We start from the raw sequence: 26,492 nt of genomic DNA, 5'->3' as shown, positions 1-26,492 counted from the left end.
GGGAGAACCATTGCTGTCGATCCGGCCCTGGGGGATGCTGAGGGCCCGGCGCGGGCCGCGGACGCGCGCGTCGTACCCGTTCCTGACTGACAGAAGGCAGCCATGGAAATCATGCAACCGGAAATTGTCGCCGAGTTGAATGCCGCGACGCTGCACGCGTCGCTGGCCGATGCCTCGATGGAGTCCATGAATCTTCTGAATCAGATCGCCGACGAGTATCCGGAAGCGATCTCTTTCGCGGCGGGGCGGCCGTACGAAGGCTTTTATGACGCAGCCCAGGTGCATGAATACCTCCAGACCTTCTGCGATCACTTGCGGGCCGAGCGCCGGATGACGGAAGCGGAAATCGCGCGGACCCTCTACCAGTACGGCGAGACGAAAGGGATCATCGCCGGACTCATCGCGCGGGGCCTGGCCGTGGACGAGGGCATCGAGACCGTGGACGGGTCCGTGGTCGTCACGGTCGGCTGCCAGGAGGCGATGTTCCTCGTGCTGCGCGCGCTGCGGGCCGGCAGCCGCGACGCCGTGCTCGCGCCCAGGCCCGCCTACGTCGGCCTCACCGGCGCCGCGCTCCTCGCCGACCTGCCCGTGCTGCCGGTGCACACCGGGGAGCACGGCATCGATCTCGACGACCTGCTCGCCCAGCTGCGCCGCGCACGGGCCGCGGGCCGGCGGGTGCGGGCCTGCTACGTGACGCCCGACTTCTCCAACCCGGTGGGCGCCAGCATGGAACTGGCCGACCGGCACCGGCTGCTGGAGATCGCCGAGAACGAGAACCTCCTGCTGCTGGAGGACAACGCGTACGGCGTCTTCCACACGTCCGCCGAACGCCCGCCGACGCTGAAGTCCCTGGACCGCAACCGCCGCGTCGTCTACCTGGGTTCGTTCGCCAAGACCGGGGTCCCCGGGGCGCGGGTCGGGTTCGTGGTCGCCGACCAGCGGGTGACCGGCGACGGCGGCGAACGGCTGTTCGCCGACGAACTGTCGAAGATCAAGAGCATGCTCACCGTCAACACCTCGCCGATCGCCCAGGCGGTCATCGGCGGCAAGCTGCTCCGGCACGGGTGCAGCATGGTCGAGGCGAACCGCCGGGAGACGGACGTCTACCGGCGCAACCTCGGCCAGGTGCTGGCCGGACTGGCCCGGCGCTTCGCCGACTGCCCCGGTGTCACGTGGAACGAACCGACCGGCGGCTTCTTCGTCGTCGTCAGCGTGCCGTTCATCGTCACCGACGCCTTCCTCCAGCACGCGGCCCGCCGCTACGGCGTGCTGTTCACCCCGATGCACCACTTCTACGGCGCGTCCGCGCAGTGCCGCCAGCTCCGGCTGTCCATCAGCACCCTCACCCCTGAACGCATCGAGCAGGGCCTCGACCGGCTCGCCGCGCTCATCACCGACCGGCTCCGCGCCAACGGTGGTGCGGCGGCCCAGGAGGCCGGTGCGGCGGACGGGGCCGCCACCCCCTCCGCCGCACCGGCCGGCCCGCCCCCGGACGGTGCCCGGTGATCCGCACCCTCGCCGTCGTCGGCACCGGACTGATCGGCACCTCACTCGCCCTCGCGGCGGCCCGCCACGGAGTCCGGGTGTACCTCCAGGACAGCGACCCGTCCGCCGTACGGACCGCTGCCGCGCTGGGTGCCGGGCTGGCGGGACCGCCGCCCGAACCGGTGGACCTCGCGGTGATCGCAGTGCCGCCCAGCCTCGTCGCCACCGTCCTGGCCCAGCAGCAGGCACGCGGACTGGCCCGTACGTACACCGACGTGGCCAGCGTCAAGTACGAGCCGGAACGGGCGGTCCTGGCCAGGGCGCCCGACCCGACCCGCTACATCGGCGGCCACCCGCTGGCCGGCCGCGAACGCTCCGGCCCCCTCGCGGCCCGCGTCGACCTCTTCCAGGACCGCGTCTGGGTGCTCACCCCGTCCCGGCTCACCTCCCGCACCGCCCTCGACCGCGCGCTCTCGCTGATCGGACTCTGCGGAGCCGTACCGCTGGTGATGCAGAGCAAGGCGCACGACGAGGCGGTGGCGCTCACGTCCCACGTGCCGCACGTGGTGTCCAGCCTGATGGCGGCCCGGCTCGGCGACGGACCGCCGCAGGCCGCGCGGCTCGCGGGCCAGGGCCTCCGGGACGTGACCCGGATCGCCGGCGGCGACTCCCGGCTCTGGAGCGACATCCTCCAGGCCAACGCCGGTGCCGTCGCCGGGGTCCTCACCGGCCTCCAGGCCGACCTCGCCGAACTCCTCACCGCCCTGCGCGACCTGGCCGGACCGGCCGACCGGCGCAGCGAGCACAGTCTGGCGGCGGTCGTCGACCTCCTCGACCGGGGGATCACCGGGCTCGGCGAGATCCCCACGGGGCTCCCGGGCCGTCCGGCGCGCACCGCGTCCGTACACGTCCGGATCGCCGACCGCCCCGGCGAACTGTCCCGGCTGCTGGCCGCCACCGCCGAACTGGGGGTCGGCCCGGAGGACGCGCAGGTGCGCCCCGCCGACGGCGTGCGCGGGGACCTGACGGTCCGGCTCGCCGTACCCGCCGCCGTTTCCGGCCCCTTGCTGGCCCGCGTCACCGCCGAGGGCTGGGACGCCGGTACCGATGCCGACGGTCACCCGGCGTGCGTCGCGTGAGCCGGCCCGGTCCGCCGGATACCGCCGGTGGTCCGCCTCCGCCTAACCGACCCGTGCTGCGGGCTCGTACACGAAGGGCCGGGTCGTCGTCACCTCGGTGAACCCGCGCTTGACCAGCGTCGGTTCGGACGTGGGGAGCGCGTCCACGCACGCGTGGGCACGGCCGCGGGCAGCCGCCTCCCGCAGCCGGGCGGCCACCAGCGCGGTGAACAGCCCCCGCTTCCGGTAGGCAGGGCGCGTTCGCCCGCCGGCCAGTTCGGCGAAGGCACCGCCCGGCCGGTAGTACACCCGCCCGCAGGCCGCCGGTACACCGTTCACGTACGCGACATGGACGCTCATCTCCTCGGGTGCGTCCCGCAGGCTCAGCTCCAGCTGCCGGCGCTCCTCGGCGACGTTGCGGCGCCCCGAGTCCCGGGAGATCCCGGCCACGTCGTCCAGGCCCTGGACGTCCTGGACGCGGCGGATCTCGTACGCCGGTGACTGGAAGGCCGCCGCCGTCGCCTCGCTGACCGGCAGCATCAGGACCTTTTCCGTGTCCTCCGGCTCGAACCCGGCCGCCCGCAGACGGTCCCCCATGCCGGCCGGGGCGTCGTGGCCGTACAGCTTCCACTCCAGCGTGCAGCCGAGCGCGTCGGCACGGGCCATCTCCGCGCGGATCACCAGGCCGGCGTCCTCCTCCGTACAGCGCGCGTACACGATCCGGCACTCCGAACCGTCCGGAGCGGTCTCGCGCACGGTCGTCCCGTCCGGGGCGGCCGTACCGGAAGCCCGGCGCTCCTCGTCCAAGCGCGTCAGCAGACCGGCGATCTCACTTCTCTTCATGCGGTGATGTCCTCACAGGGCTCATAAGTCTCATAGGGCTCACAGGGTTCTCAGGATTCTCAGGGCTCACAGGGCGGCGGGCAGGCCCAGGACGACGAAGAGGCCGGGGCCGAAGACAGTGACCTCCACGATCCGTCCGTCCTCGACGCGCAGTACTTCGAGGGCATGGGCACGGTGGGCCGGCTCGCCCTGACCCCGGGGCTCGCCCTGCCTCCGGGGCTCGCCGGTGCCCCGGGCGTAGAGCGCGGCAGCGGGCTGCCGGTTCATCCAGGTGGGTACGGTGCGAAGGTCCGGGGGCAAGGTGAGCCGGGCAGAGCCTGCCCCCTCTGCCAGTACGGCGGCAAGCGCATTATCGTCCCGGCTCTCCAGCGCCGCCGCGTAACGCCGGAGCACAGTGCCTTCGTCGGGGCCCGCCGATCGCGCAGGTACCCGGCTCCGCACCCTCGGACGAGCCCGTTGCAGCGCACTGTTCACCGCCGCCACACTGACCCCCAGCGTCGCGGCAGTCTCGCGCGCGGACCAGCCCAGTACGTCCCGCAGGACGAGGACGGCCCGCTGACGCGGCGGCAGCGACTGGAGCGCTGCCACGAAGGCCAGCCCGATCGTGGGCCCGGCCACCACCTCACCCGACGCGGGCTCCTGGGCGAGTACCTGATCCAGCAGCGTGTCGGGGCACGGCTGCACTGCCGCGGGGGTACGGGTACGAGGGCGGGCGGCCAGGTGGTCCAGGCACGCACGGGTGGCGACGCGGTACAGCCAGGTACGGAACGTCGCGTGCCCGGCGAAGGTCTCCCGCTCGCGCCAGGCCCGCAGCAGCGCTTCCGTCACCAGCGTGCCGGACTCCTCGAACGAGCCCAGCATCCGGTAGCAGTGCACCTGTAACTCCGCCCGGTACCGTGCCCCCAGCCGGGAGAACGCCGCCGCGTCCTCGCCCCCCGCCTCCCCGCCGCCCATCGAAGCCTCCCGTGCCCCATGCGTACCGCACCACATCACCTTTCTCGGGTGAGCGTACTGACGTTGCGTGAACGCGGATGCTGTGCACGGGAGTTCGACACCGGCCGGTGGCGGGTGCGCGCCGGGCCGGCCGGGGTTCTCGTCGGGGGCGGGGGAGGGGGAACGTTTCGGCTCAGCCCAGTTCCAGGCTCGTCACCGCATAGCACTGCTCCGCACGCACCGGCGCCACCGGCCCCGTGTACATGCGCATCGTGTGGGAGTCCGGGGCCAGGCCCCGGGAGAGGGCCAGGGAGCCCGCGCCGTGGTGCGGGTCGGGGATGTCGACGTGGACCGTGCCGTCCGGGCCCGCGTGCGACGTCAGCGCGTCGAAGAGGGCTTCGGCGCCCTGGGACGTGTCGGCGAAGAGCGGGCCCAGGCGGTACCCGTCGCGGGCCGGCCGGAGCACGCCGTACCCCGCGATCTTCCCGTCCCGCAGCTGCGCGTACGCGTGGTGGCCTTCGGTGGTGAGCCACCGGGAGAGGAACGCCCGCCGGCCGGCCGGGAAGCACTGCTGGTCGTACGCGGCGAGGGCGTCGAGGTGCGCAGGCGTCACCGGGACGACCGGCGCCGCGGAAGCGCCGGGGCGGACGGGGCGTCCGCGGTAGCGGGTGGTGCGGTACGCGGTGGTGAAGCCGGAGCGCCGGTACGTGGCCTCCTGCGCCGGGACCGCGTCCAGACCGATGGTCCGGCTCCCGGCGTGCGGCACCGCGGCCTGCCAGGTGGCCAGGCCCAGCCCGGTACCGCGGTGGTCCGGGTGCACCAGGTAGTAGCCGAGGAAGGCGTACTCCGGAGAGTAGTTGACGACAGACACCGACGAGACGAGCTGGCCGTCCAGGAGGCCTATGAAGAAGCCGTCCGGGTCGGTGGCGTGGAAGCAGTCGGTGTCGCGGTGGCCCGGGTTCCAGCCTTCGTCGGCGGCCCACTGCGCCACGTCGCGCCACTCCTCAAGGGTGGCGGGGCGGACGGTGAACTCACCGGCCGGGGTGCCCGGAGCCGCGGCGAGGGTCGCGGTCGTGGTGCCGGGGGCGGTACCGGCCGAGGTGCCGGTGGTGGCGTTCTGGTGCGGGATCTCGCCGGGAGAGGTCATACCTGGTGGGTGTCCTTGGCTGTCGGGCCCCGCCGCCGTGCGGGGCGGCGGGGCGGTGGCGGAACGTCAGATGAGGTCCATGGCGGCGACTTCGTCGGGCCGACCGTAGCTGACCGGGCCCTGGAAGCGCCGCCGGGCGGTGGCGAACCACCACACGGTGGCGATGACGAGGACCACGCCCAGCGCGATCGGCGCGTAGTTGAACGATTCCGCGGTGATCGGCGAGGCCTGCGGCAGCATGAACAGCACACTGCTGATCACGATCCAGGTCACCGCGACGGCCGCGACCAGCTTGCCGTACCGCCCCAGGTTCCACGGGCCGGGCTGGAACGTGTCCAGCCGCAGCCGCAGGAAGATCGGCACCGCGTAGGCGAGGAAGAGCCCGACGACGTTGACGCTGACGACGGCGGTGAACGCGGTGTGCGACCACCAGCCGGGAATGACCAGGACCAGGGAGCAGGCCGCGGCCAGCCAGACCGCCTTGACGGGGGTACGGGTGCGCGCGGAGACCGAGTGCCACCACCGGGACCCGGGCATCGCGCCGTCCCGCGAGAAGGCGAAGATCTGCCGGGTGTTGCTGGTCATGTTGGCCAGGCCGCAGAAGAGCATCGCGCCGATCACGATCAGCAGGAGGAACTTGGCGGTGCCGGTGCCCAGCGCGTCGATGAGGATCTGCACCGGCGGTGCCTCGGCGCCCGCCGCGCCCGCGTAGTCGCGGATCGCGAAGACCAGGGCGAGCATCAGGACCAGGCCGGCGACCGCGGAGTAGCCGATGGCCCGCATGATGCCCTTGGGCGCGTTGACGGTGGCCTGCACCGTCTCCTCGGACATGTGGAAGCTGCCGTCGAACCCGGTGAAGGTCCAGCTCGTGACCAGCAGGCCGAGCATCGCGCCGTACAGGCCGTTGGTGAACCCGGTGTTGTTGACGAAGTGGGTCACGAACGACGGGGACTGGTGGTGCGAGGGCAGCGCGATGAGCGCGGTGACGATGACGACCAGACCGATCAGCAGCCACCACACGGAGATCCGGTTCAGCACCGCGACCAGCTGCACCGTAAAGGTGTTGGCGAGCGCCTGGACGAACAGGATCGCCGCGGTGATCAGGACCGCCCGCTGCGGGGTGGCCTCGTAGGACGGCCACTGCATGGCGATGAAGGCCTGGATGAAGGTGGCCGCCGCGTAGCCGGTGGCGGCCGTGCCGCCGACCTGGCCGACGAAGTTCAGCCAGCCCGTGTACCAGGACCAGGCGCCCCGGTGCCGTTTGGCCAGTTTCCCGGCCGAGAAGTACAGCGCGCCGCTGGTCGGGTAGGCGGAGGCGATCTCCGCCATCGAGGCGCCGACGAACAGCACCATGGCGGCGACGGCTATCCAGCCGAAGACCAGGACCACCGGCCCGCCGGCGTTCATACCGAACCCGAAGGAGGAGAAGATCCCGGAAAGGATGTTGATGATGGTGAAAGAGATCGCGAAATTGTCGAACGCGCGGAACCGCCGGGTCAGTTTCCGCGGATAGCCCATGGCGTGCAGCGTCGCGTCGTCGTCGAGCGTGACGGGATCCGCGGCGCGGTGGCTTCTGGTGCGGGCGGGGGACACGGAATCGGACACAACCGCAACCTTTCTGGTGGGGGACAGGAAGACCTCGGCGCGGAGCGCCGATACGCGGTGTCGCACCTGTCTTCGGGGCGTGCCGGGGCACGGGGGGCCGTGTCCGGCAGGCCGGGCGGTATGGGGGAAGCGGGGGATCAGGGGACCGGGGGCCGGGCGGCCGGGGCGTGGGCGCGGTGGGTGGTGGGTCCCGGCCCGGGGACATGGGACGGCGGTTCCGGGGGCGGGCGCGCGGCGCCTCCCCCGGAACCGCCGGGAGCGTCAGGAAGCATCGGGCACCGGGAGACCGCACGCGCGTCTCGCCTTGTTCAGCTGCTCCTCGGGGTCGCCGAAGGCGCTCCACGGCATACGGGAGGCGTACGGGCCCATGGCCGTGAACACCGCCCGTGCCTCGAAGGCGCACTGTGCCATGTGCAGCGCGTGCGCGAGGTAGGCCAGGTCCAGCACGGGGGTGAAGCGGTAACCGGCGACGTGCGGCAGCCAGTTGCGGTAGACGCTCAGGGCCGTGGCCTTCCACTGCGGCTGTTCCCAGGTGCGTTCCGCGAGGAGCGAATCGGCGTTGTAGCCGTCCACCAGGGCCACCAGCGGCAGCAGGCGCAGCGGTGAGGAGGCCGGTGCCCGCTGGCTGAGGAACGCGGCGACGTCCCAGGACGCGTTCGCCTCGCCCCCGTGGCGCGGGAAGAAGAACGACAGGAAGCGGTGGTGGCCCTCGCGGTTCCAGGGGTCGAGCCGCAGGATGTGGGAGAAGAGCGTCCAGGGCCCGGGCGGCGCGGTGAGCAGTCCTTGCGGGGCAGGGTCGCGGGGCTGCTGGAGGCGGGCCAGGGTCAGTTTGGCCGACCACGGTGTGGGGTCGTCGGGGGCCGTCTCGGCGGCCCGGTCGCAGGCGGCCACTGCGATCCGGCCGAGGGCTTCGGCCCGGCTGTCGCCGCCGTCGGCCGCGCGGACCGCCCGCAGGACCGCGACGCGCGCCCACAGCAGGGCCGCTTCCCGGCCGGGTTCCTCGGCCAGCCAGCGCTCCGCCAGGTCCGAGTCGGCCGCTTCGGAGGCCAGTACCAGGGAGCGGTGGGCGCGTACGCCGTGATCGCCGCGTGCCTCCCGCAGGATCTCGCGCGCGCCGAAGTAGCGGCCTGCCCGGATGTCCACGCAGGCCCGCGCGAGTGGGAGATCATCGGCTGCCGGATGCCACACGTACTGCCCTTCGAATAACCCAGCGGTCATGTCCCCTGCCGCTCCTGCCGTTCTGCCGGTGAGGTCGGACACCAGCGCATTTTCAGCCATGCCGAAATCAACCGGTACGCACTGTTCCCCCAGTTCCACCGGCAGTGCCACACCCTACTCAGCAGCAACTGGGTTCGAAACTGGTGATCGGAATTACCTGATTCCGCATCGGCGGCGTGCGCGACATTGGCGGCGAAATCGGTCCATCGTGTGACGGCGGGAAATCCGCGGTATGCAATTGGCATATGCCAATGCGGTGGAGGGTGCCGTACGGCGGGGGGTCAGCCCGGCATGTCGCCAACGGTCCGCCTCGGGCGGGGCGGACCGGCGTACGGAGCCGGTTCAGCGTATGCCCGGCATGGCGGTGCCGACGGGCCGTCCGTCGCCTGTTCACGCCTCGTCCCGCGACTCTTCACCCGGGTGTCACGACGTCTTCCCACGGCCTCGTTCCTCTTGGAACACTCCAGTCGCGCCCGTACCCTCCCAGCCCAAGGGGGCATTTCAGCCATGCCAGAACTCGACCGGCGGCGGTTCCTGCAACTCACCGGCGGGGCCGCCGCGTTCTCCGCGCTGTCGCAGAGCATCGCCCGTGCCGCCGCGATCCCCGCCGACCGCCGCACCGGCTCCATCGAGGACGTCGAGCACATCGTCGTCCTGATGCAGGAAAATCGCTCTTTCGACCATTACTTCGGAACGCTGCGCGGCGTACGGGGCTTCGGCGACCCCCGGCCGGTGACGCTGCCCAGCGGCAAGCCGGTGTGGCACCAGTCCGACGGCAAGGGCAAGGAAGTACTGCCGTTCCGGCCCCGCGTCGCGGACGACAACCTCGGGCTGACCTTCATCGAAGACCTCAACCACGACTGGAAGGGCAGCCACCGGGCGTTCAACGACGGCCGCTACGACCAGTGGGTCCCGGCCAAGACGGCCACCACGATGGCGCACCTTGCGCGCAAGGACATCCCGTTCCACTTCGCGCTGGCCGACACCTTCACCGTCTGCGACGCCTACCACTGCTCGTTCATCGGCTCCACCGACCCGAACCGCTACTACCTGTGGACCGGGTACACGGGCAACGACGGCAAGGGCCCCGGCGACCCCAGCGGCCCGGTCCTGGACAACGCCGAGAAGGGCTACAGCTGGACGACGTACCCCGAGCGGCTGGAGGCGAAGGGCGTCTCCTGGAAGATCTACCAGGACATCGGCGACGGCCTGGACGCGGCGGGCGGCTGGGGCTGGATCAAGGACCCGTACCGGGGCAACTACGGGGACAACTCCCTGCTGTACTTCAACAGCTTCCGCAACGCGAAGCCCGGCGACCCGCTCTACGAGAAGGCCCGGCGCGGCTCCGACGTGAAGGGCGGCGGCAAGCTCCTCGACGACCTGCGGGCGGACGTCAAGAACGGCCGGCTGCCGAAGGTCTCCTGGATCGCCTGTCCCGAGGCGTACACCGAGCACCCGAGCTGGCCCGCCAACTACGGTGCCTGGTATATCTCCCAGGTGCTGGACGTGCTGACCTCCGACCCGAAGGTCTGGGCCAGGACCGCGCTGTTCATCACCTACGACGAGAACGACGGCTTCTTCGACCACGTCGTCCCGCCGTACCCGCCGGCCGGCGCCGCCCAGGGCCGGTCCACCGTCTCCACCGAACTGGAGCTCTACCCCGGCGGCGCGGGCTTCCCGGCCGGAGCGTACGGACTCGGCCAGCGGGTGCCGATGCTCGTCGTCTCCCCCTGGAGCACCGGCGGGTACGTCTGCTCCGAGACCTTCGACCACACCTCGGTCATCCGCTTCATGGAGCGCCGCTTCGGGGTCGCCGAACCGCACATCTCGAAGTGGCGGCGCGCCGTCTGCGGCGACCTGACCTCGGCCTTCGACTTCAGCCGTACGGGCAGGCCGGGCGCGCTGCCGGGCACCGGCGGCTACACGCCGATCCACCCGAAGCCTGCCGACTTCCACCCCGCGCCGCCGGCCGCCGGCAGTCTGCCCAAGCAGGAGCGCGGCACCCGTCCCACCCGGCCGCTGCCTTACGCGCCGTACGTGGACGGCGCCGCCGACACCGCGGCCGGAAAGTACCGCCTGAGCTTCAGCGGCGGTGACGCAGCCGGGGCGCACTTCTACGTCACGGCGCCGAACCGCGGCGACGGCCCCTGGACGTACACCACCGAGCGCGGCAAGGCCGACTCCGACAGCTGGAACACGGCCTACTCGCAGGGCACGTACGACCTCTCGGTGTTCGGCCCGAACGGCTTCCTGCGGACGTTTCGGGGGCCGGGCAGGACGGCGGGCCCCGAGGTGACCGCGCGGCACAACAGGGCCACCGGCAATCTCGACCTGGTCCTGACCAACGCGGGCGACGGCGCCCGCACCCTGAAGCTCACCGACGCGTACGGCGCTGCCTCCCGCACGTTCACCGTGCGCCCGGGGCAGCGGGTGACTCACACCGTGGACCTGCGGGCGGGCAAGCGCTGGTACGACGTCAGCGTGGTCTGCGACGCGGACCGCACGTATCTGCGCCGGTTCGCGGGCCATGTGGAGAACGGCGCGGCCGGGGTGAGCGACCCCGGGATCCACACGGTGTGATCCGTACGGCCGCCCCCTGCGTCCCGAAGGGGGCGGCCCTTCGCGCTGGCCGGATCATGGCGGCTTCCGCTCTGCAGGTGCGCGATATCGTGCCGACGCCTGATCACCCGTTCGAGGGAGAGAGCCCATGGCCAGGAACCCGGCAGTCCGTACGACGTGCGTGGGCGCGGGAGCGCTGTCCTTGGCCGCGCTGCTGGCGGTGGTGCCCGGCAGCGGCGCGGTCTCCGCAGATCAGCCAGGAGCGGCCGAGCCCGTCGCGGCGCGCGCGGCGCAGACCGCCGGGGGCAAGCCGCGGCCGGACGCCCGCCATGTCGTCATCGCCGTCCACGGCGGCGCGGGCACCGCCCTGAAGCGCGAGGACACCACCCCCGCCCAGGAGAAGGCGTACCGCGACGGTCTGACCGAGGCGTTGCGCGCCGGGCAGAAAGTGTTGCGCAAGGGCGGCAGCAGTGTGGCGGCGGTCGAGGCCGCGGTCCGCAGGCTGGAGGACAACCCCTTGTTCAACGCGGGCAAGGGCGCGGTGTTCAACGAGGACGCGGGCCACGAGCTGGACGCCTCGGTGATGCGCGGCTCCGACCTGGCGGCGGGGGCCGTGGCCGGGGTGCGCAACGTACGCAATCCCGTCTCCGCGGCGCGGCTGGTGATGGAGAAGACCAAGCACGTACTGCTGGCGGGCGAGGGCGCCGACGACTTCGCGGCCCGCAACGGCCTGCCTACCGTGACCCAGGACTACTACTGGACCGAGAAGCGCTGGCAGGAGCTGATGAAGGCCAAGGGCCGGCTGAAGGGCTCCGGAGAGACCCTGACCCAGGGCACGGTCGGCGCGGTGGCCGTGGACGGGAAACGGGACCTGGCGGCGGCGACCTCCACCGGCGGACTGACGAACAAGATGGCCGGCCGGGTCGGCGACTCGCCCGTCGTCGGCGCGGGCACCTATGCCAAGAACGGCACGGTCGCGGCCAGCGCCACGGGAGCGGGCGAGGTGTTCCTCCGGGGCGCCGCCACCGGCACGATCTCCAACCTGATCGAGTTCGGCGGGCGGGACCTGGCCGGCGCCGCCTACGAGGTACTGGTGAAGCGGCTGCCGCACCTGGGCGGCACGGGCGGTGTGATCGCGCTGAACGCCCAGGGGGTCTTCGACGCCCCGCACAGCAGCGAGGGGATGCTGCACGGCTACCTGACCGAGGACGGACGCGTGGTCACCAAGGTCTTCGCGGACGAGACACCGGCGAACGAGTGAGCCCGGCCCCGGCGGCCTGGTGCACACCGGGTGGCGTGATCCGCTCGTTCGTCCCGCCGTCCTGACGATGGCTCAATAGGCCCTCTCCCTCCGGAACCGGAGCGGCACTACCGTCCCCCGACGCGGGGGGATCACTCTGGGGAGGGGATCAGTTACATGTTCTATTACTTGTTCAAATCCATCGTCCTGGTGCCGCTGCTGCGGTGCCTGTTCCGCCCCCGCGTCGAGGGACGGGAGAACCTGCCCGCCTCGGGCGCCGCCATCATCGCCGGGAACCACCTCTCCTTCTGCGACAGCTTCCTGATGCCGGCCACGGTCAAGCGCCGGATCACTTTCCTGTGCAAGCAGGAGTACTTCACCGGACGCGGCGTCAAAGGCCGGCTGACGGCGGCCTTCTTCCGCGCCTGCGGGCAGATCCCGGTGGACCGCTCCGGCCGCAGCGCGGGCCAGGCAGCCGTGGAGGAAGGCGTACGGGTGCTGCGCGGCGGCGAACTGCTCGGGATCTACCCGGAGGGCACGCGCTCGCACGACGGCCGGATGTACAAGGGGAAGACCGGCGTGGCGGAGATGGCGCTGCGTACGGGCGCGCCGGTGATCCCGTGCGCGATGATCGGGACGTTCGAGGCCCAGCCGGCCGGGCGCCGGCTGCCGCGCGTCGTCCCGATCACCATCCGCTTCGGGGAGCCGCTGGACTTCTCCCGGTACGCCGGGATGGCCGACCAGCGGCTGGTGCTGCGGGCCGTCACGGACGAGATCATGTACGCGCTGCTGAAGCTGTCCGAGCAGGAGTACGTGGACACGTACGCGGCGGAGGCCAAGGCACGGGCCGCGTCCGGAACCGCAACCGGAATCGGAAACGGATCCCGGGCCGGGACGGTGGCCGGGGACGCGCCGCGGCCCGCCGTCCCGCTCGGCCGCGCCGGCTGACGGTGCGCAACCGGCCGGCCTCCGTGCCGCTCACCCGGGGTGAGCGGCACGGCCCGTACGCCGGGTCAGCGGCCGAGTGTGCAGGTGGCCTGGACGGACTTGCGGGGGTCGCTCTCGGAGCGGGCCTTCAGGACGACCCGGCCGTGCCGGGAGGCGTCCGGCTTGGCGGTGACGGCGACCGGGACGCTCACCGTGCTGCCGGCCTTCGCGGTGGCGATCCGGTTCGGCAGCCAGGCGGACCAGCCGCGTCCGGTGGCGGCGGCCGAGAGCCGGTACACGTCGGAGTCCAGGTGCGCGCCCCCGCTGCCCGGGCGGCCGGTGTTGGTCAGCGGGAAGGCGCACACCGCCCGGCCCTTGGCGGGACTGCCGTACGCCGTGCCGTGCCGGAGCTTCGCGCCGCGGCGCTGCGGGCCCGCGCCGTCCAGGGACCGGACGGCGACGGTGTAGCTCAGCACGCCCTTCTTGTCCCGCTGGATGTCCAGGACGTAGAAGTGCAGCCGGTTGTGCCGGTCGACGTACTCGTACGCGCTGCCGGAGTCCGCGCCCGCATGGAACAGGGCGTCGCTGAGCTGCCGGTAGTCACCCATGGTGATCATCTGCGGGGTGCCGTCGGGGCGCCGGAAGTCGACCATGCGGATGTCCTCCGGGTGGGCGTCGATCACCCACGCGAACGGGGCCCGGTCCTCGTTCTTGGTCTTGGACAGCAGCACCCCGTTGTCCGGGGTGAAGGAGTCCATGCCCATCCGGTCGACGACCTCGACGGTGTAGTTGTCGTAGCCGCCGCCGTCGCACAGCGGGTCGGTCGTGGTGGAACAGGCCGGCTCCAGGTCCCGGCCCATGGTGATGTTGACGCCGGACAGGCCCTTGGCGCCGGGCGGCGCGGAGCGCGCGGTGACCTTGGCGACCGCGACGCCGGACGTCTTCAGCGCGTCCCGGTCCAGACGCAGCACGTTCTTCTCGTCCACGATGCCGAGCTTGAGCTTGTCGCGCAGGACGTGCTGCGAGCCCATCGAGGCGCCGTTGGCCGCCGGTATCTGCCAGCGGGTGTGCGGGCCGCCGGGGCCGTTGAAGGATCCGCGCGAGAGCATGCTCCAGATGCCGGTGTAGGCGCGGCGCACCGGTGTGCCGTACGGGTTGTTGTAGTTGTCCGCGATGCCCAGGATGTGGCTGAACTCGTGGGCGTACACGGCCATGCCGGAGCTCTCGGCCTGGGTGGAGGAGCCCGTCTCGGCGTTGGGCCAGATGCGGGCGGCGGCCTTCCAGGAGGTCCACGGCACGTACCGGGTGCGGGCGGCGTTGCCACCGCCCTGGACGGGGGAGGGCGGTCCCCACGCGGCCGGCACGTCCTCGGGGGAGGCGAACTTCATCTGCCCGAACTCCTGCCAGGCGGCCGACTCGTCCTGGCCCGCGGTCAGGTAGAAGATGAAGTCGTACTTCTTGGTCTCCGCGTCGCCCACGTCGGCGGCCCAGGCGGCCTTGCCGTCGGTGCGGATGTTCTTGCCGCAGCTGTCGCCGAGGGGGCAGGCGCCGGGGTTCATGCCGGGCTCGATGCCGTACTGGTAGGACTTGAACGGCATCCGGTAGACGCCGAACGACGTCAGCTCGACACCGAGCCGGCCGCCGGAGTCCTCCATCCAGTACTCGTTGATGGTGTGGCCGTGGTTGAGCCTGCCCGGCTTGTTCAGGAAGTCCCGGTAGAACCCGGGCACCTTTGCCCGGGGGATGTCGTGGGCGCTGGGCTGCGGGTTGCCGAAGACGGACGAACCGGCGGGTCTGCTGACGCTGAACTCCTCGTCCGGGTAGTCCAGCAGCACGAGCGCGCCCTTGAACATGCGCTTGCTGGGCTTCAGGGCGGGATCCGCCCAGTTCGTGCCGGGGACCGAGCGGTATTCGGCCCACGTCATGTCGTCGGGATTGCGCCAGTTCTGCGGGTCGACGGGCCGGACGAGCGGGGGCCGGACCGCGGGCGCGGCCTCGGGGGCCGCCCGGGCGGGGCCTGCGGCGACGGCGGCCAGGACGCCCAGGAGAAGGGCCAGAACACCCAGTCTGCCGGCGCTGCCGCGGTATGGGCGGGCCGGTCTGTGGGGAAGGAACAAGGCGCACCTCTTGTCTGTGATCTCAAGTCCAGGACATGACCGGTGATCGAACAGAATTCCTACCCCCGACAAGGTAAGGCGGGGGACCCAGTGACGCCAGAGTGCCGTGAGGAGCCGATGATGCCGCGAACGGTCCATGACCGGCACGGTCACGTGATGACGCAGACCAGCGCGGAAGCCGTGTCCCACTACGAGGACGCGCTGCGCGAACTGCTCTTCTTCCGCGGGGCGGTCGCCACCGCGTCCCAGGCGGCCCTCCAGGCCGCCCCGAAGTCCGTCATGGGCAACGTCCTCGCGGCCTACCTCGGCCTGCTGGGCACGGAGGAGAAGGACGCCACCGCGGCCAAGGCGGCGTTCACCCGCTTCACGGACTGCGTACGCGCCGGGCGGCCGACGGACCGCGAACGGATGCACCTCGCCGCCGCCACCTCCTGGCTGAACGGCGACATCCACCGCGCCGGGCACGTACTCGGCGAGCTGAGCGTCGCCTTCCCCCGCGACGTGCTCGCGCTCGCCGTCGGCCACCAGATCGACTTCCTCACCGGGGACGCCGTCCACCTGCGCGACCGGATCGGCGGCGCGCTCACCGCCTGGCCCGAGGACGACCCGCACTACGGCCACCTCCTCGGCATGTACGCCTTCGGCCTGGAGGAGACGGGCCACTACCTCCGCTCCGAGGAGGCCGGCCTGGCCGCCGTCCAGCACAACCCCCGCGACGTGTGGGGCATCCACGCGGTCGTGCACACCTACGAGATGCAGGGCCGGTTCGCCCAGGGCATCCGCTTCCTGGACGCCCGTACGGACGACTGGGCCTCCGGCAACTACCTGAACGTGCACAACTGGTGGCACTACTGCCTCTACGCCCTCGAATCCGGCGACCCGGACCGGGCGCTGGAGATCTACGACGCCGTGCTGCACCACGAGGAGTCGCCGGGCCTGGCGATGGAAATCCTGGACGCCGCCGCCCTTCTGTGGCGGTTCCTGCTGGCCGACCGCGGCACCGGCGCCCGCTGGAACCGCCTCGCCGACGCCTGGGCGGCCCGCCAGGACCCGCCGTACTACGCCTTCAACGACGTGCACGCCGTCATGGCGTACGTCGGCGCCGACCGCCTCGCCGACGCCGAACGCCTCGTCGAGGAGCGGGCTGCCTGGCTCGTCCGCGCCCGGCCCGGACTGTCCAACGTCGCCATGACCGCCGGTATCGGCCTGCCCGTCTGCCGCGCCCTGATCGCCTACGGACAGGGCAGGTACGGGCAGGCCGTCGACCTCCTCGCCCCCGTCCGCCGCCGCCTGCACACGTTCGGCGGCAGCCACGCCCAGCGGGACGCCGTACAGAAGACGCTGCTGGAGGCCGCGCTCCGCGCCGGACGCGACGACACGGCCCGCACCCTGCTCAGCGAGCGCATCAGCCTGCGCCCGGTCTGCCCGTACAACTGGCTGGCCCAGGCGCGCCTCGCCGACCGGCTCGGCGACACGGCCAAGGCGGCCACGGCCCGGGCCCGGGCCGCCGAACAGGCGGCGCCAGGGGCCGCCGAGCTGGCGCGCCGGGCGGAGGATTCAGCCCCCGGACGTTCTTGATCAATTTCCTGCTGGCCCGATGCACCCCGGACCGGTCATCCTTGACCCGTCCGGGTGCGGTCCGGCCGAACCGCGTGGACCGCCCCCGGACGAGCAGCCCGACCATCGGCCCACCAGCACAGGAGCACGTACACATGACGGGGAAGAACGCTTGGATACGGGACGTACGCCGGGGGCCGCGGCCCGCCGCCCACCTCATCTTCTTCCCGCACGCCGGGGGATCCGCCTCGTACTACCGCCCGTTCGCCGCCCACCTCGGTGAACGGTTCGACGTGTCGGCGATCCAGTACCCGGGTCGCCAGGACCGGTGGAACGACCCGTTCGTCACCTCCGTGGAGGGCCTCGCCGACGAGGTGGTCGGCTGCCTGGACCCCCACGACACCACCCCGCTGGTGCTGTTCGGACACAGCATGGGCGCGTCCGTCGCCTTCGAGACCGCCCGGCGCCTCGCGGACCTCGGGCGGCCCGCGCCGCGCCGGCTCGTCGTCTCCGGCCGTCGCGCGCCCTCGATGTTCCGCGAGGAGCGGCACCTCCACCGGGGCACCGACGAGGAACTTCTCGCCGAGGTCGGCCGTCTGGACGGCACCCACAGCCAGCTCCTCGACGACCCGGACATCGTGCGGCTGATCCTCCCGGCGATCCGCAACGACTACCGCGCGATCGAGCTGTACCGGCCCGCCGCCGACGCCGTGCTCGACATTCCGCTGCTGTGCCTCACCGGCGCGGCGGACCCCCGGGTGACCCGCGAGGAAGCGGCCGCCTGGAAGGCGCACACCGTCGCCGAGTACCGCGAGGAGACCTTCGCCGGCGGACACTTCTACCTCGCCGACCACGCGGCCGCCGTCTGCCGCGCGGTGGAGGACTTCGCCTCGGGGGAGTGAGACCGGGGCCGGCCCGGCCCGCCCGCGGCGTACGGCCGCCGGCGGGCGGGTCAGGCCGCGAACGTGACCGGCAGGTGCGCCAGGCCGTGCATCAGACGGGTGTGCCGCCAGGGGAGTTCGGCCGGAGGCGCGGCCAGGCGCAGGCCGGGGAAGCGGGTGAGGAGGGCGTGGAAGGCGATCCGGGCCTCCAGGCGGGCCAGCGGGGCACCGAGGCAGTGGTGCGGCCCGTGGCCGAAGGAGAGATGGCCCGAGGCGCGGCCGGGGGCGAGGGTGTCGGGGTCGGTGAAGCGGGCCGGGTCCCGGTTGGCGGCGCCCGGTGAGACCAGGACCACGTCGCCCGCGGCGATCTCCGCGCCGCCCAGGGTGAGCGGTTCGGCCGCGTACCGGAACGTGGCCGTGGTGATCGGGGAGTCGTAGCGGAGCAGTTCCTCCACGGCGTCCGGGACGAGGGCGGGGTCCTCGCGCAGGCGGGTGCGGAGCGCGTCGTCCTGGAGCAGCGCGAGCGCGCCGTTGCCGATCAGGTTGGTGGTCGTCTCATGACCGGCGACGACCAGGAGGACGGCCAGCGAGACCAGTTCGAACTCGCTGAGCCGCTCGCCCTCGTCGCGCGCGGCGATCAGGTCGGTCAGCAGGTCGCGGTCCGGGCCGCCGTCCTCCGCCCCGGCGGCCCGCTTCTTCGCGATCAGCTCCGTCATGTAGTCGCTGATCGCGTGCGAGGCGGTGTCGATGGTGTCCGGGGCGCCGGCCGCGAAGAGGTCGTTGGACCAGCCGCGCAGCGCGGCCCGGTCCTCGCGGGGCACCCCGAGCAGGTCGCCGATGACCTCGATGGGCAGCGGTACGGCGAAGTCCTCGACGAGATCGGCCGTGCCGCCGCGGGCGGCCATCCGGTCCAGCAGACCGTCCGCGATCTCCGCCACCCGCGGCTCCAGACGGGCCACCGCGGCCGGCGTGAACGCCTTGACGGCCAGCCTGCGCAGCCGGGTGTGGTCCGGCGGGTCGGTGGCGAGTATGGTGGCGCTGACGGCGGGAGCCAGATTGCGCCGGGACGGCTTGTCCGCGAAGTAGCGGGTGGTGTCCTTGGACAGCTGGGGCTCCGCCAGGGCGGTACGGGCCTCGGCCCACCCGGTGACCAGCCAGGTCGCGCCGTGCGGCCCGGACCGTACCTGCTGGACGGGGCCGCGCTCGCGCAGCGCGGCGAGCAGCGGGTACGGGTCGCGGAAGAACTCCGGTGACTCCATGGGGTGGCTCACGTGTGACCTCAGATTCCTGCGGCGGGCCGGGACGGTTCGGACGGTGCGGGGCCGGTGCCGGACGCCACGAACGCGTGCGAGACCCTGCGCAGCCATCGGGCCTCGTCGAACAGATCGTTGAGTTCGGGGCGGGTCAGCGTGGCGTCCTCGGCGCTGACCGTGCGCGCGGGGGCGCCGCCGTCCCGCCGCGACTCCAGCGCCGCGGCCAGCACCGCTGCCTCGATCCCGGCGTCCAGTTCCCGCGCGTCGGCCCCGCCGGACCGCAGGCGTTCCTCGGCGGCCCGGCGTACCTCGTCGCTGCGGTGCGGGCGCAGCGCCAGCATCCCGTCCCGGATCTCGATCACCCGGCGGTAGAGGCGGAACTCGGGGTCGGGCGCCGCGTACCGGTTCTCGGTCGCGGTGAGCTGGATCTCCGGGACCGCCGCCGTCAGCGCGGCCCACAGCGGGTGCAGCCCGCGGTGCAGCTGCCACAGCTGGATCCGCCGCCAGGGCCAGGCCAGGGCCGGGCCGATGGCGGGCAGCAGCACGCCGATGACCAGGAGCAGGCTGCACATCGCGGGCAGGCCGACGCTGAAGGTGCAGGTCGCGGGCGTCACCAGGGAGCTGCACAGCTGCTCGGGCGGCAGCCAGGCGGCGTCGGTCCACAGGCCGACGACGTGGACGATCTTGTAAGCGATGTAGACCATGCCGAGCGCGCAGCCGGCGGCGATGACGCGCAGCCCGTAGCGGAGGCTGGTGCGCGGCGCGTGCCGGGAGTAGCGCAGCGCCTGGCGCAGCAGGTCGACGATGGCGGCGCCGAGGTGTGCGGTGAACACCAAAACGTAGATGTTCAGCAGCGGTTCGGTGCGCGGCAGCTCGCCGAAGGTGGGGGCGCCGGGGGAGTCGTCCACCGGCGAGGCGAAGAACAGGGCGGCCATCGCGACCAGGACGACCCCCAGCGTCACGAGCCGGTGGCGCGCCTTGCGGTCCGCGTCCGGCGGCTCCTCGTTGAAGCGCAGCAGCAGGATCGAGATGCAGGTGGCGGCGGCCAGCGTGCTGCAGTTGCCGAGCAGCCGGCCCAGCTTGGGCGTGACGACGCTCAGCGCGTCGCCGACGGCCGGCGTCAGGAACACCAGCGAGGCGCCCAGTCCGGTCAGGAACCCGCACAGGGCACCCAGGCCCCGCGGCCGCGGCCGGCGCAGCAGCGGCCGCGCCTTGTACGCGGCGGCCAGCAGCAGGACGGCGGCTATGGAGAGGAAGAGAACGTTGACCATCTGGGGTGTCTACCGTCGCTTCGGGGAGCCGAAGACGTCGTCCATCCGGCTGAGGACCTCGGCCTGCTGGGACGTCGCCGGGCGGCGGGCGGGGGTACGGTCGGCGCGCCGCAGGATCAGCGAGGCGATCATCTCGGCCTCCTGCTCGTCCTGGTCGCTGTAGTGGCTGCGGCCCAGGACGGATTCCACCGACGCGGGGTCGAGGTCGGGTACGAGGGCGTGCGCGGCCTCGCCGGAGAGCAGGTTGGAGTGGCCGCTGAGCATGTGGCCGACCTCGTGCAGCACGATGTGGTCGCGGTGCAGCGCGGTGGTGGCCGCGTCGTAGAAGACGTAGTCGGCCCGCCGCGTGGCGATCCACAGGCCGCACGGCCCGGCGGGCGGCGTGACCTGCGGCTCCAGGTGGATCGGGCGGCCGCGCTGTTCGGCGAGCCGGTCCAGGAAGGCACCCAGCTCGAAGGGGCGGGGGATGTGCAGCCCCCGCAGCCGGTCCGAACAGTCGGCAAGCACACGGTCCGGTCGCCGTGTGAACTTCATGGCGTGCTCTCCTTCGGCCTCAGCCATGAAAGGTACACGTGCCAGTCTCATGCAGCGCCGGATGGCCCCTCCCGAACGGGGTCGTGTGCGGGCCCGGGGGCCGCCGCGGGCCCGGCCGCCCGGTCGTCCGGCCCGGAAAGGGGCGGGACGGCAGCCGGGGACGGCGCGGGGAGTATGTCGGTCAGGGCCATGGTTCAGCGGGCGGTACGCCAGGTTTCTCCCGTGTTGCCCATCGGATTCCCCGCTCCGTTGCCCGTCGTGCTGCCGACGTCCGGCAGCCCTTCCAGCTTCCGTACGCGGTCGATCATCTCCAGTACGGCCGTACGGGACTCGGCGGACATGTCCATGAAGCGCGCGGCCATGGCGATGACCCCCGCGTCCTGCATGGCCTCCAGCAGCTCCGGGGGCTGGTCGGTCCGGTCGGCCGCCGCGCCGCCGGAACCCGCGTCCTGCTGGTCGTGGAAGTGCGCGGCGGGCACGCCGAAGTACTCCGCGAGCGCTTCGATGTGGCGCTTGGTCGGGTTGTCCCGTTTGCCCTTGCGCAGCTGCCAGATGTAGTTGCCGGAGATCACCTGCTCGCCGGCCCTGATGTTGATGTCGGTGGCGACGTCGTTGGCGGACAGCGATTTGCCCCGCTCACGACTTCGTTCCCGGAACAGCCGGTCCAGCTTTTCGGCCAGGCTGACCGGCCCGCGGTCCTCGTCCCCCATCGCGCCGCGCTCCCTTCAAGGCCAAACGTGAGACCTCCACTGTAGTGGCCAGGTCGCCGGGACGGATGGGCGCTCCCTCCCGTGTGGGCTGGCACGCTCCGCTTGGAGCCTCTATTCTTCACACCTGAGTCAAAGACTCTGGTGTGACGCGGGGCGGACAGTTCGGACCGGCACGGGGGTGTGGTCCGAACCCGTCCGCAACCGCAGGTGGGGCCCGCCCCGTCTCCGGGGGAGCCCCACGTCCGCGCTCGCACGCTCAGGCGCGCCCGCGCCCCGGCCGTACCGCGGTCACTTCACCGCGCTGCGCTGCTGCCACTGCTCCCAGCTCTCCTGCCAGACCTCCAGGCCGTTGCCGACATCGGTCTTCTTGGTGCTGGTGGTGTTCTTCACCTCGACCGTGGAGCCGATCGTCAGGAAGTCGTAGGCCCGCTTGGCGTCCGAGGTGGTCATGCCGAAGCAGCCGTGGCTGTTGTTGACCACGCCGACCGACTTGTTCCAGGGTGCGGAGTGCAGGAAGGTGCCCGACGCGGTGAGATGCGTCACCCACTTCGAGTCCAGCATCCACTCGTTGCCGTGGCCGATGGTGGAGGAGTCCATCGTCTCGGCCGCGTTCTTGCTGCGCACGGTGTGCACGCCGCCGCGCGTCGGGTCCTGCGGGGAGCCCGCGGAGCCGCGGATCGTGTCGACGGCCTTGCCGTTCTCGTACAGGGTCATGCTGTGCGCCGTGACATCGATGACGGCCTTGTGGTCGGCGCCGATGGTGAACCCGAAGTCGTAGTCGCGCGCGAACCAGCCGCCCTTCTTGCCGGAGTCGATCCCGCCCAGGCCGCCCTTGACGGACACCTTGGTGCCGGCCGGCCAGTAGGTCTTGGGCCGCCAGTCGAGACGGTCCTTGCCGCCCCAGTCCCTGACCCAGCCCCAGGCGCCCTCCACCTGCGGCTGCGTGGTGACCTTGAGGGCCTTCTGGACCTCGGCGCGCCGGTCCTTGGCGACCGGGTTGTCGAAGAGGATCGAGATCGGCATGCCCGTGCCCACCGTCTGCCCGTTGGACGGGGTGTTGGTGAGCTTGTTGACCTTCTCGGCCTGCGCGGTCGTGAAGGACGAGTCCGCGGCCGACTCCTTGCCGTCCCCCGACTTCGTCTTCGTGTGCACGGTGTACGTGGTCCCGGGCTTGACCTTGCCCTCGGACGTCCACGACGAGCCGTCACCGGACAGCTTCCCGTCGACCTTGCCGCCCTTGTCGTCCTTGGCCTCGACGGCGGTGAGGCTGCCGCCGTCGACCTTCACGGATATCGGGGAGCCCAGCGCGGCGGACTTGCTGCCCGCCGCCGGGGTCACGGTCACCTTCGCCGCCGGCTTGTCCGACGTCTGTGAGCCGCCGTCCGCTCCGCACGCGGTCAGCAGCGCGGCTCCCACCAGGGTGGCGGACAGCAGGACGGTGCGACGGGCTGATCTGACGTGCACGAGCGGTTCCCTCCAGAGCAACACAACAGGCTGTGGCGGGCATCGCCCGGCCTCCGGCGCGGTCACGCCGCCCCCCGGAACCCGGTCGCAGGCAACCGCCGTAGATGCAGACGGGTGACACCGCATGATCGGTTGCCTGAAGAAACGGATATTTGTGTCACAGATCGGTACAGGTGTACGCCGAGCCGCCGGGCCCCGGCGGCCGGTCACCGCCGGGCCGGACGGAAACGCGAAAAACCCCGCCAGGCGTGGCCTGGCGGGGCGTGAACGGTGGAACGTCCGGCGGCGGACCCTCAGGGCGACGCGGCGGTCGGGCCCTGGGAGTCGTCCGAAGTACCCGCGGTCTCCGCGTCCTCCGGGGTCTCGGCGGCGTGCCCGGCCAAAACGCAGGTGCGCTTGCGCTGGACGAACCAGTAGTACGTGAAGCCGCCGACGGCGACGATCCCGACGAACAGGAACGCGCCCCAGCGCAGGTACCAGTGCTGCGGGCCGGTCGCGTTGTAGACCTCGGGGCGCGGCCAGGCGAGGTTGGTGGCCATCGCGGTGCCCCACAGGACGGCGAGGATGTTGACCGGCAGCCCGAACCGGCCCAGCGAGAACTTGCCCTCGGCCGGTTCCCACTGGCCGCGCAGCCGCCGTACCAGCAGGGGCACGGTCACCATCAGGTACGCGACGTAGATCATGATGATCGCGATGCTGGTGATCACCGAGAAGATCTGCGGCTGGTTCACGTTGATCAGCAGGATGCAGACCGCGATGCACCCGATGATCACCGCGGGCGCCACCGGGGTCTGGAAGCGCGGGCTGACCCGGGCGAGCAGCGAGGCGGCCGGCAGGTTGGTGTCCCGGGCCATGGCGAACGCCAGCCGGATGCCCGCGGTGTGCACGGCCAGCGCGCACACCGTGATCGCGATGACCACGCACCACAGCATGATCTGGCCCATCGTCGAGCCGAGGGTGCTGAGCACGACGTACTGGAGCCCGTCCACGGACAGCTCCTTGGCGTGCAGGTCCGGGGTGGCCAGCAGCGCGAACAGCAGGATCAGCCCGCCGATGAGGAACGAGGCGAAAAGGGCCCGCAGGATCGCGCGCGGCGCGTTGCGGCCGGGGTCCTTGGACTCCTCGCCGAGCGACGACGCCGTGTCGAAGCCGTACATGACGTAGGCGGAGGCGAGGCACGCGGTGAGGAACGCGCCGAGGTAGCCCAGCGACTGGCCCTCCGCCAGCCCGTAGGTCTCGGTCAGCGCGCTCGGGGGGCGGGTGATGTGCGCGGCCAGCAGCACGATCAGGACCACCGCGGCGATCAGTTCGATGGCGACGCCGGCCGAGTTGATCTGGGCCATCAGCTTGACGCCGAAGGCGTTGATCAGCGTCGTGAAGAGGACGAGGACGGCACCGAGGAGCACCGCGTTGGCGGCATGGTCGGTCCGTCCACTGCCGTCGCCGACGAACTGGAAGAAGGAGGAGATCTGCGGCAGCGTGACCTGGTAGGCGAGCGCCACGGCGGCCAGCGACACCATGGTCGCGGTCATCATCATCCACCCGCCGAGCCAGCCCACGTGCGGCCCGCCCAGCTGCTTGGACCAGTTGTAGACCGATCCGGCCACCGGGTAACGGGCGGCCAGCTCGCAGAAGCACAGGGCCACCATCAGCTGGCCGCAGAAGACCATCGGCCAGGACCACCAGTAGGCGGGCCCGCCGTGGCTGACACCGAAGTAGAAGAGCTGGAAGGTGCCGGTGAGGATCGAGATGTAGCTGATGCCCGCGGCGAAGGTGTGGAAGTTGCCGAGGGTGCGTTTGAGTTCGGGTTTGTAGCCGAGCTCCGCGAGCGACTCGTCGTCGGCGCTGTCGGAGGCGTCGTCGGCCGGCGCGGTGCCGTTGCCGGACGCCGCCTCCTCGTCGGCCGGCTTCCCGCCGTCCGCCGCTCCGCCCCCCTGCGCGGGGCCGCCCGCCGCCGGCCCGGCGCCGCTCACTCGAACCACCGCTGCGGCCGGGGCGCGGTGTTGCGCCAGACGTGCTTGGCCTCCTGGTACTCCCCGAGCCCGGCCGGGCCCAGCTCCCGCCCGACGCCGGACTGCTTCATGCCGCCCCACTCGGCCTGCGGTACGTACGGGTGGAAGTCGTTGATCCACACGGTGCCGGCGCGCAGCCGGGCGGCCACCCGGTGCGACCGCTCCACGCTCTGCGTCCACACGCCGGCGGCCAGCCCGTACACCGTGTCGTTGGCCAGCGCGACGGCCTCGTCCTCGGAACGGAACCGCTCCACGGTCAGCACCGGGCCGAACGATTCGTCACGCACCACCGACATGCCGGGGGAGCACTCGTCCAGCACGGTCGGCAGGTAGTAGTAACCGTCCCGCAGGGCCGCGTCGTCGGGGCGCGCGCCGCCGCAGCGCAGCACCGCGCCCTCGGCCAGGCCCGCCGCCACGTACTTCTCCACCTTGTCGCGGTGCTGCGCGGAGATCAGCGGCCCGCTGCGGGCGTCCTCGTCGAACGGCCCGCCCAGCCGGATCGCGCGGGCCCGGCGCACCAGCTCGTCCACGAAGTCGTCGTGCAGCCCGTCCTCGACCAGCAGCCGCGCGCCGGCCGAGCAGACCTGCCCGGAGTGCAGGAACACCGCCATCAGCGCGTAGTCGACGGCCGTGTCGAAGTCGGTGTCGGCGAAGACGATGTTGGGGTTCTTGCCGCCCAGCTCCAGCGCGATCTTCTTCACGGTGGGCGCGACGGCGGCCATGATGCTCCGCCCGGTCACCAGACCGCCGGTGAAGGACACCAGGTCCACCCGCTCGTCGGTGGTCAGCGGCGTGCCGACGGCGGCTCCCGCGCCGAGCACCAGGTTGGCCACCCCGTCCGGCAGCCCCGCCTCGGCCAGCGTCCGCATCAGCAGGATCGCGGTGTGCGGGGTCAGCTCGCTGGGCTTGAGGACGAAGGTGTCGCCCGCGCCGACGGCCGGGGCCACCTTCCAGGCGGTCTGCAGCAGCGGATAGTTCCACGGCGTGATCAGGGAGCAGACGCCGACCGGCTCGTACACCACCCGGCTGTCGACCTCCGGCTGCCCGGTGTCCACCACCCGGCCGTCGTTGCCGGAGGCGACCAGGTTGCCGAAGTAGCGGAAACAGTTCGCGATGTCGTCCATGTCGTACTGGCTCTCCACGAACCGCTTGCCGGTGTCCAGCGACTCGGCACGCGCGTACGTGTCCTTGTCGCGCTCCAGCAGATCCGCGACCCGCAGCAGCAGCGCCCCGCGCTCCGCGGCCGGGGTGTGCGGCCACGGCCCGTCGTCGAACGCCGCACGGGCCGCGGTGACGGCGGCGGCCGCGTCCGCCGCGCCCGCCTCGTCGACGGTGGCGACCAGCGTGCCGTCCGCCGGGCAGCGGATCTCGCGCACCTCCCCGTCGGCCGCGGCGGTCCACTGACCCCCGATGAACAGCTCCGGCATGGGTGAGCCTCCGTGCCTGTGCTCGCGGTCGGGCGGCCCGGCCGGACAGCCCGTGGTGACGATCTGTGCGATCTGTGTACCGAGCGTAGGCGGGGGGTGGTGCGCCCGCACGGCGCGCTGCTCCGGGTGGCTGCCCCGGGAGGACGCGGCGGACCGGTGGATTCCGTACGAAACCGGCCCCCGCCTCCGGA

General features: G+C 72.0%; 20 protein-coding genes. 7 read left to right on the top strand and 13 right to left on the bottom strand.

Annotated features, from left to right (window positions below):
- Positions 1-102: 102 nt before the first annotated feature.
- Together JXZ78_RS08385 and JXZ78_RS08380 are read left to right on the top strand one after the other, a co-directional pair.
- Complete coding sequence (locus tag JXZ78_RS08385; protein WP_030021813.1) at positions 103-1,506, top strand: aminotransferase-like domain-containing protein; 1,404 nt, start codon at positions 103-105, stop codon at positions 1,504-1,506.
- Positions 1,506-2,624 (top strand): prephenate dehydrogenase, encoded by a 1,119-nt coding sequence (locus JXZ78_RS08380; protein ID WP_030021812.1) that lies wholly within the window; start codon positions 1,506-1,508, stop codon positions 2,622-2,624. Before JXZ78_RS08385 ends, JXZ78_RS08380 begins: the two co-directional genes overlap by 1 nt.
- 42 nt (positions 2,625-2,666) lie before the next feature.
- Here JXZ78_RS08380 and JXZ78_RS40165 read toward each other — a convergent pair whose 3' ends face one another.
- The 5 genes from JXZ78_RS40165 to JXZ78_RS08355 form a co-directional block, all read right to left on the bottom strand.
- Positions 2,667-3,446 (bottom strand): GNAT family N-acetyltransferase, encoded by a 780-nt coding sequence (locus tag JXZ78_RS40165; protein ID WP_208870184.1) that lies wholly within the window; start codon positions 3,444-3,446, stop codon positions 2,667-2,669.
- A gap of 66 nt (positions 3,447-3,512) precedes the next feature.
- A complete protein-coding gene (locus JXZ78_RS08370; RefSeq protein WP_030021810.1) occupies positions 3,513-4,400 on the bottom strand; it encodes a sigma-70 family RNA polymerase sigma factor in 888 nt (295 codons plus the stop codon).
- 172 nt (positions 4,401-4,572) lie between these two features.
- On the bottom strand, positions 4,573-5,526 hold the full coding sequence (locus JXZ78_RS08365; RefSeq protein WP_030021809.1) for a GNAT family N-acetyltransferase: 954 nt from the start codon (positions 5,524-5,526) through the stop codon (positions 4,573-4,575).
- A gap of 66 nt (positions 5,527-5,592) precedes the next feature.
- The gene (locus JXZ78_RS08360; protein WP_033038542.1) at positions 5,593-7,044 is read right to left on the bottom strand and encodes an amino acid permease; all 1,452 of its coding nucleotides are present in this window, start codon (positions 7,042-7,044) and stop codon (positions 5,593-5,595) included.
- A 348-nt stretch (positions 7,045-7,392) separates the two neighbouring features.
- Complete coding sequence (locus JXZ78_RS08355; protein WP_030021807.1) at positions 7,393-8,349, bottom strand: hypothetical protein; 957 nt, start codon at positions 8,347-8,349, stop codon at positions 7,393-7,395.
- Between the two features lie 507 nt (positions 8,350-8,856).
- On the opposite strand from JXZ78_RS08355, the gene JXZ78_RS08350 reads away from it, so the two are divergent.
- The 3 genes from JXZ78_RS08350 (at position 8,857) to JXZ78_RS08340 (ending at position 13,096) form a co-directional block, all read left to right on the top strand.
- Positions 8,857-10,929, top strand: coding sequence for a phosphocholine-specific phospholipase C (locus tag JXZ78_RS08350; protein ID WP_030021806.1), 2,073 nt, complete (start codon positions 8,857-8,859; stop codon positions 10,927-10,929).
- 127 nt (positions 10,930-11,056) lie between these two features.
- Complete coding sequence (locus JXZ78_RS08345; RefSeq protein WP_030021805.1) at positions 11,057-12,169, top strand: isoaspartyl peptidase/L-asparaginase family protein; 1,113 nt, start codon at positions 11,057-11,059, stop codon at positions 12,167-12,169.
- 156 nt (positions 12,170-12,325) lie between these two features.
- Complete coding sequence (locus JXZ78_RS08340; RefSeq protein ID WP_078624441.1) at positions 12,326-13,096, top strand: lysophospholipid acyltransferase family protein; 771 nt, start codon at positions 12,326-12,328, stop codon at positions 13,094-13,096.
- A gap of 65 nt (positions 13,097-13,161) precedes the next feature.
- On the opposite strand, the gene JXZ78_RS08335 is transcribed toward JXZ78_RS08340, so the two are convergent.
- Positions 13,162-15,192 (bottom strand): M6 family metalloprotease domain-containing protein, encoded by a 2,031-nt coding sequence (locus JXZ78_RS08335; protein ID WP_030021803.1) that lies wholly within the window; start codon positions 15,190-15,192, stop codon positions 13,162-13,164.
- A 156-nt stretch (positions 15,193-15,348) separates the two neighbouring features.
- Here JXZ78_RS08335 and JXZ78_RS08330 point away from each other — a divergent pair, with 156 nt between their 5' ends.
- Positions 15,349-16,770, top strand: coding sequence for a tetratricopeptide repeat protein (locus tag JXZ78_RS08330; RefSeq protein ID WP_238782754.1), 1,422 nt, complete (start codon positions 15,349-15,351; stop codon positions 16,768-16,770).
- A gap of 134 nt (positions 16,771-16,904) precedes the next feature.
- Positions 16,905-17,651: a thioesterase II family protein gene (locus JXZ78_RS08325; RefSeq protein ID WP_033038513.1), complete on the top strand. Its 747-nt coding sequence runs from the start codon at positions 16,905-16,907 to the stop codon at positions 17,649-17,651.
- Between the two features lie 50 nt (positions 17,652-17,701).
- Here JXZ78_RS08325 and JXZ78_RS08320 read toward each other — a convergent pair whose 3' ends face one another.
- The 7 genes from JXZ78_RS08320 to JXZ78_RS08290 all read right to left on the bottom strand — a co-directional run bounded on the left by JXZ78_RS08320 (position 17,702) and on the right by JXZ78_RS08290 (position 26,301).
- On the bottom strand, positions 17,702-18,901 hold the full coding sequence (locus tag JXZ78_RS08320; protein ID WP_030021800.1) for a cytochrome P450 family protein: 1,200 nt from the start codon (positions 18,899-18,901) through the stop codon (positions 17,702-17,704).
- 8 nt (positions 18,902-18,909) lie between these two features.
- Positions 18,910-20,154, bottom strand: coding sequence for an MAB_1171c family putative transporter (locus JXZ78_RS08315; protein ID WP_050502698.1), 1,245 nt, complete (start codon positions 20,152-20,154; stop codon positions 18,910-18,912).
- 9 nt (positions 20,155-20,163) lie between these two features.
- Entirely contained in the window at positions 20,164-20,688 is a 525-nt protein-coding gene (locus JXZ78_RS08310) for a hypothetical protein (protein ID WP_063726122.1), read from the bottom strand.
- 194 nt (positions 20,689-20,882) lie between these two features.
- Positions 20,883-21,398, bottom strand: a complete 516-nt coding sequence (locus JXZ78_RS08305) for a helix-turn-helix domain-containing protein (RefSeq protein WP_050502697.1) — start codon at positions 21,396-21,398, stop codon at positions 20,883-20,885.
- Positions 21,399-21,686: 288 nt separating this feature from the next.
- Positions 21,687-22,862: a L,D-transpeptidase family protein gene (locus JXZ78_RS08300; protein WP_030021796.1), complete on the bottom strand. Its 1,176-nt coding sequence runs from the start codon at positions 22,860-22,862 to the stop codon at positions 21,687-21,689.
- A gap of 293 nt (positions 22,863-23,155) precedes the next feature.
- Complete coding sequence (locus tag JXZ78_RS08295; protein WP_030021795.1) at positions 23,156-24,835, bottom strand: APC family permease; 1,680 nt, start codon at positions 24,833-24,835, stop codon at positions 23,156-23,158.
- Positions 24,832-26,301: an aldehyde dehydrogenase family protein gene (locus JXZ78_RS08290; protein WP_030021794.1), complete on the bottom strand. Its 1,470-nt coding sequence runs from the start codon at positions 26,299-26,301 to the stop codon at positions 24,832-24,834. Before JXZ78_RS08290 ends, JXZ78_RS08295 begins: the two co-directional genes overlap by 4 nt.
- Between the last annotated feature and the right edge of the window lie 191 nt (positions 26,302-26,492).

This window comes from Streptomyces monomycini (assembly GCF_022271435.1).
Taxonomy (GTDB): Bacteria; Actinomycetota; Actinomycetes; order Streptomycetales; family Streptomycetaceae; genus Streptomyces; species Streptomyces monomycini.
The sequence above is the reverse complement of the archived record's forward strand: the minus strand, read 5'-3'. Positions and strand labels throughout refer to the sequence as shown.

Bases quoted from the DNA above. Each gene is read 5' to 3' on its own strand.
- JXZ78_RS08305 (WP_050502697.1), bottom strand. From the start codon at position 21,398: ATGGGGGACGAGGACCGCGGGCCGGTCAGCCTGGCCGAAAAGCTGGAC.
- JXZ78_RS08365 (WP_030021809.1), bottom strand. From the start codon at position 5,526: ATGACCTCTCCCGGCGAGATCCCGCACCAGAACGCCACCACCGGCACC.
- JXZ78_RS08340 (WP_078624441.1), top strand. From the start codon at position 12,326: ATGTTCTATTACTTGTTCAAATCCATCGTCCTGGTGCCGCTGCTGCGG.
- JXZ78_RS08310 (WP_063726122.1), bottom strand. From the start codon at position 20,688: ATGAAGTTCACACGGCGACCGGACCGTGTGCTTGCCGACTGTTCGGAC.
- JXZ78_RS08315 (WP_050502698.1), bottom strand. From the start codon at position 20,154: ATGGTCAACGTTCTCTTCCTCTCCATAGCCGCCGTCCTGCTGCTGGCC.
- JXZ78_RS08370 (WP_030021810.1), bottom strand. From the start codon at position 4,400: ATGGGCGGCGGGGAGGCGGGGGGCGAGGACGCGGCGGCGTTCTCCCGG.
- JXZ78_RS08360 (WP_033038542.1), bottom strand. From the start codon at position 7,044: ATGGGCTATCCGCGGAAACTGACCCGGCGGTTCCGCGCGTTCGACAAT.
- JXZ78_RS08290 (WP_030021794.1), bottom strand. From the start codon at position 26,301: ATGCCGGAGCTGTTCATCGGGGGTCAGTGGACCGCCGCGGCCGACGGG.
- JXZ78_RS08330 (WP_238782754.1), top strand. From the start codon at position 15,349: ATGACGCAGACCAGCGCGGAAGCCGTGTCCCACTACGAGGACGCGCTG.
- JXZ78_RS40165 (WP_208870184.1), bottom strand. From the start codon at position 3,446: ATGAAGAGAAGTGAGATCGCCGGTCTGCTGACGCGCTTGGACGAGGAG.
- JXZ78_RS08345 (WP_030021805.1), top strand. From the start codon at position 11,057: ATGGCCAGGAACCCGGCAGTCCGTACGACGTGCGTGGGCGCGGGAGCG.
- JXZ78_RS08325 (WP_033038513.1), top strand. From the start codon at position 16,905: ATGACGGGGAAGAACGCTTGGATACGGGACGTACGCCGGGGGCCGCGG.
- JXZ78_RS08350 (WP_030021806.1), top strand. From the start codon at position 8,857: ATGCCAGAACTCGACCGGCGGCGGTTCCTGCAACTCACCGGCGGGGCC.
- JXZ78_RS08385 (WP_030021813.1), top strand. From the start codon at position 103: ATGGAAATCATGCAACCGGAAATTGTCGCCGAGTTGAATGCCGCGACG.
- JXZ78_RS08355 (WP_030021807.1), bottom strand. From the start codon at position 8,349: ATGACCGCTGGGTTATTCGAAGGGCAGTACGTGTGGCATCCGGCAGCC.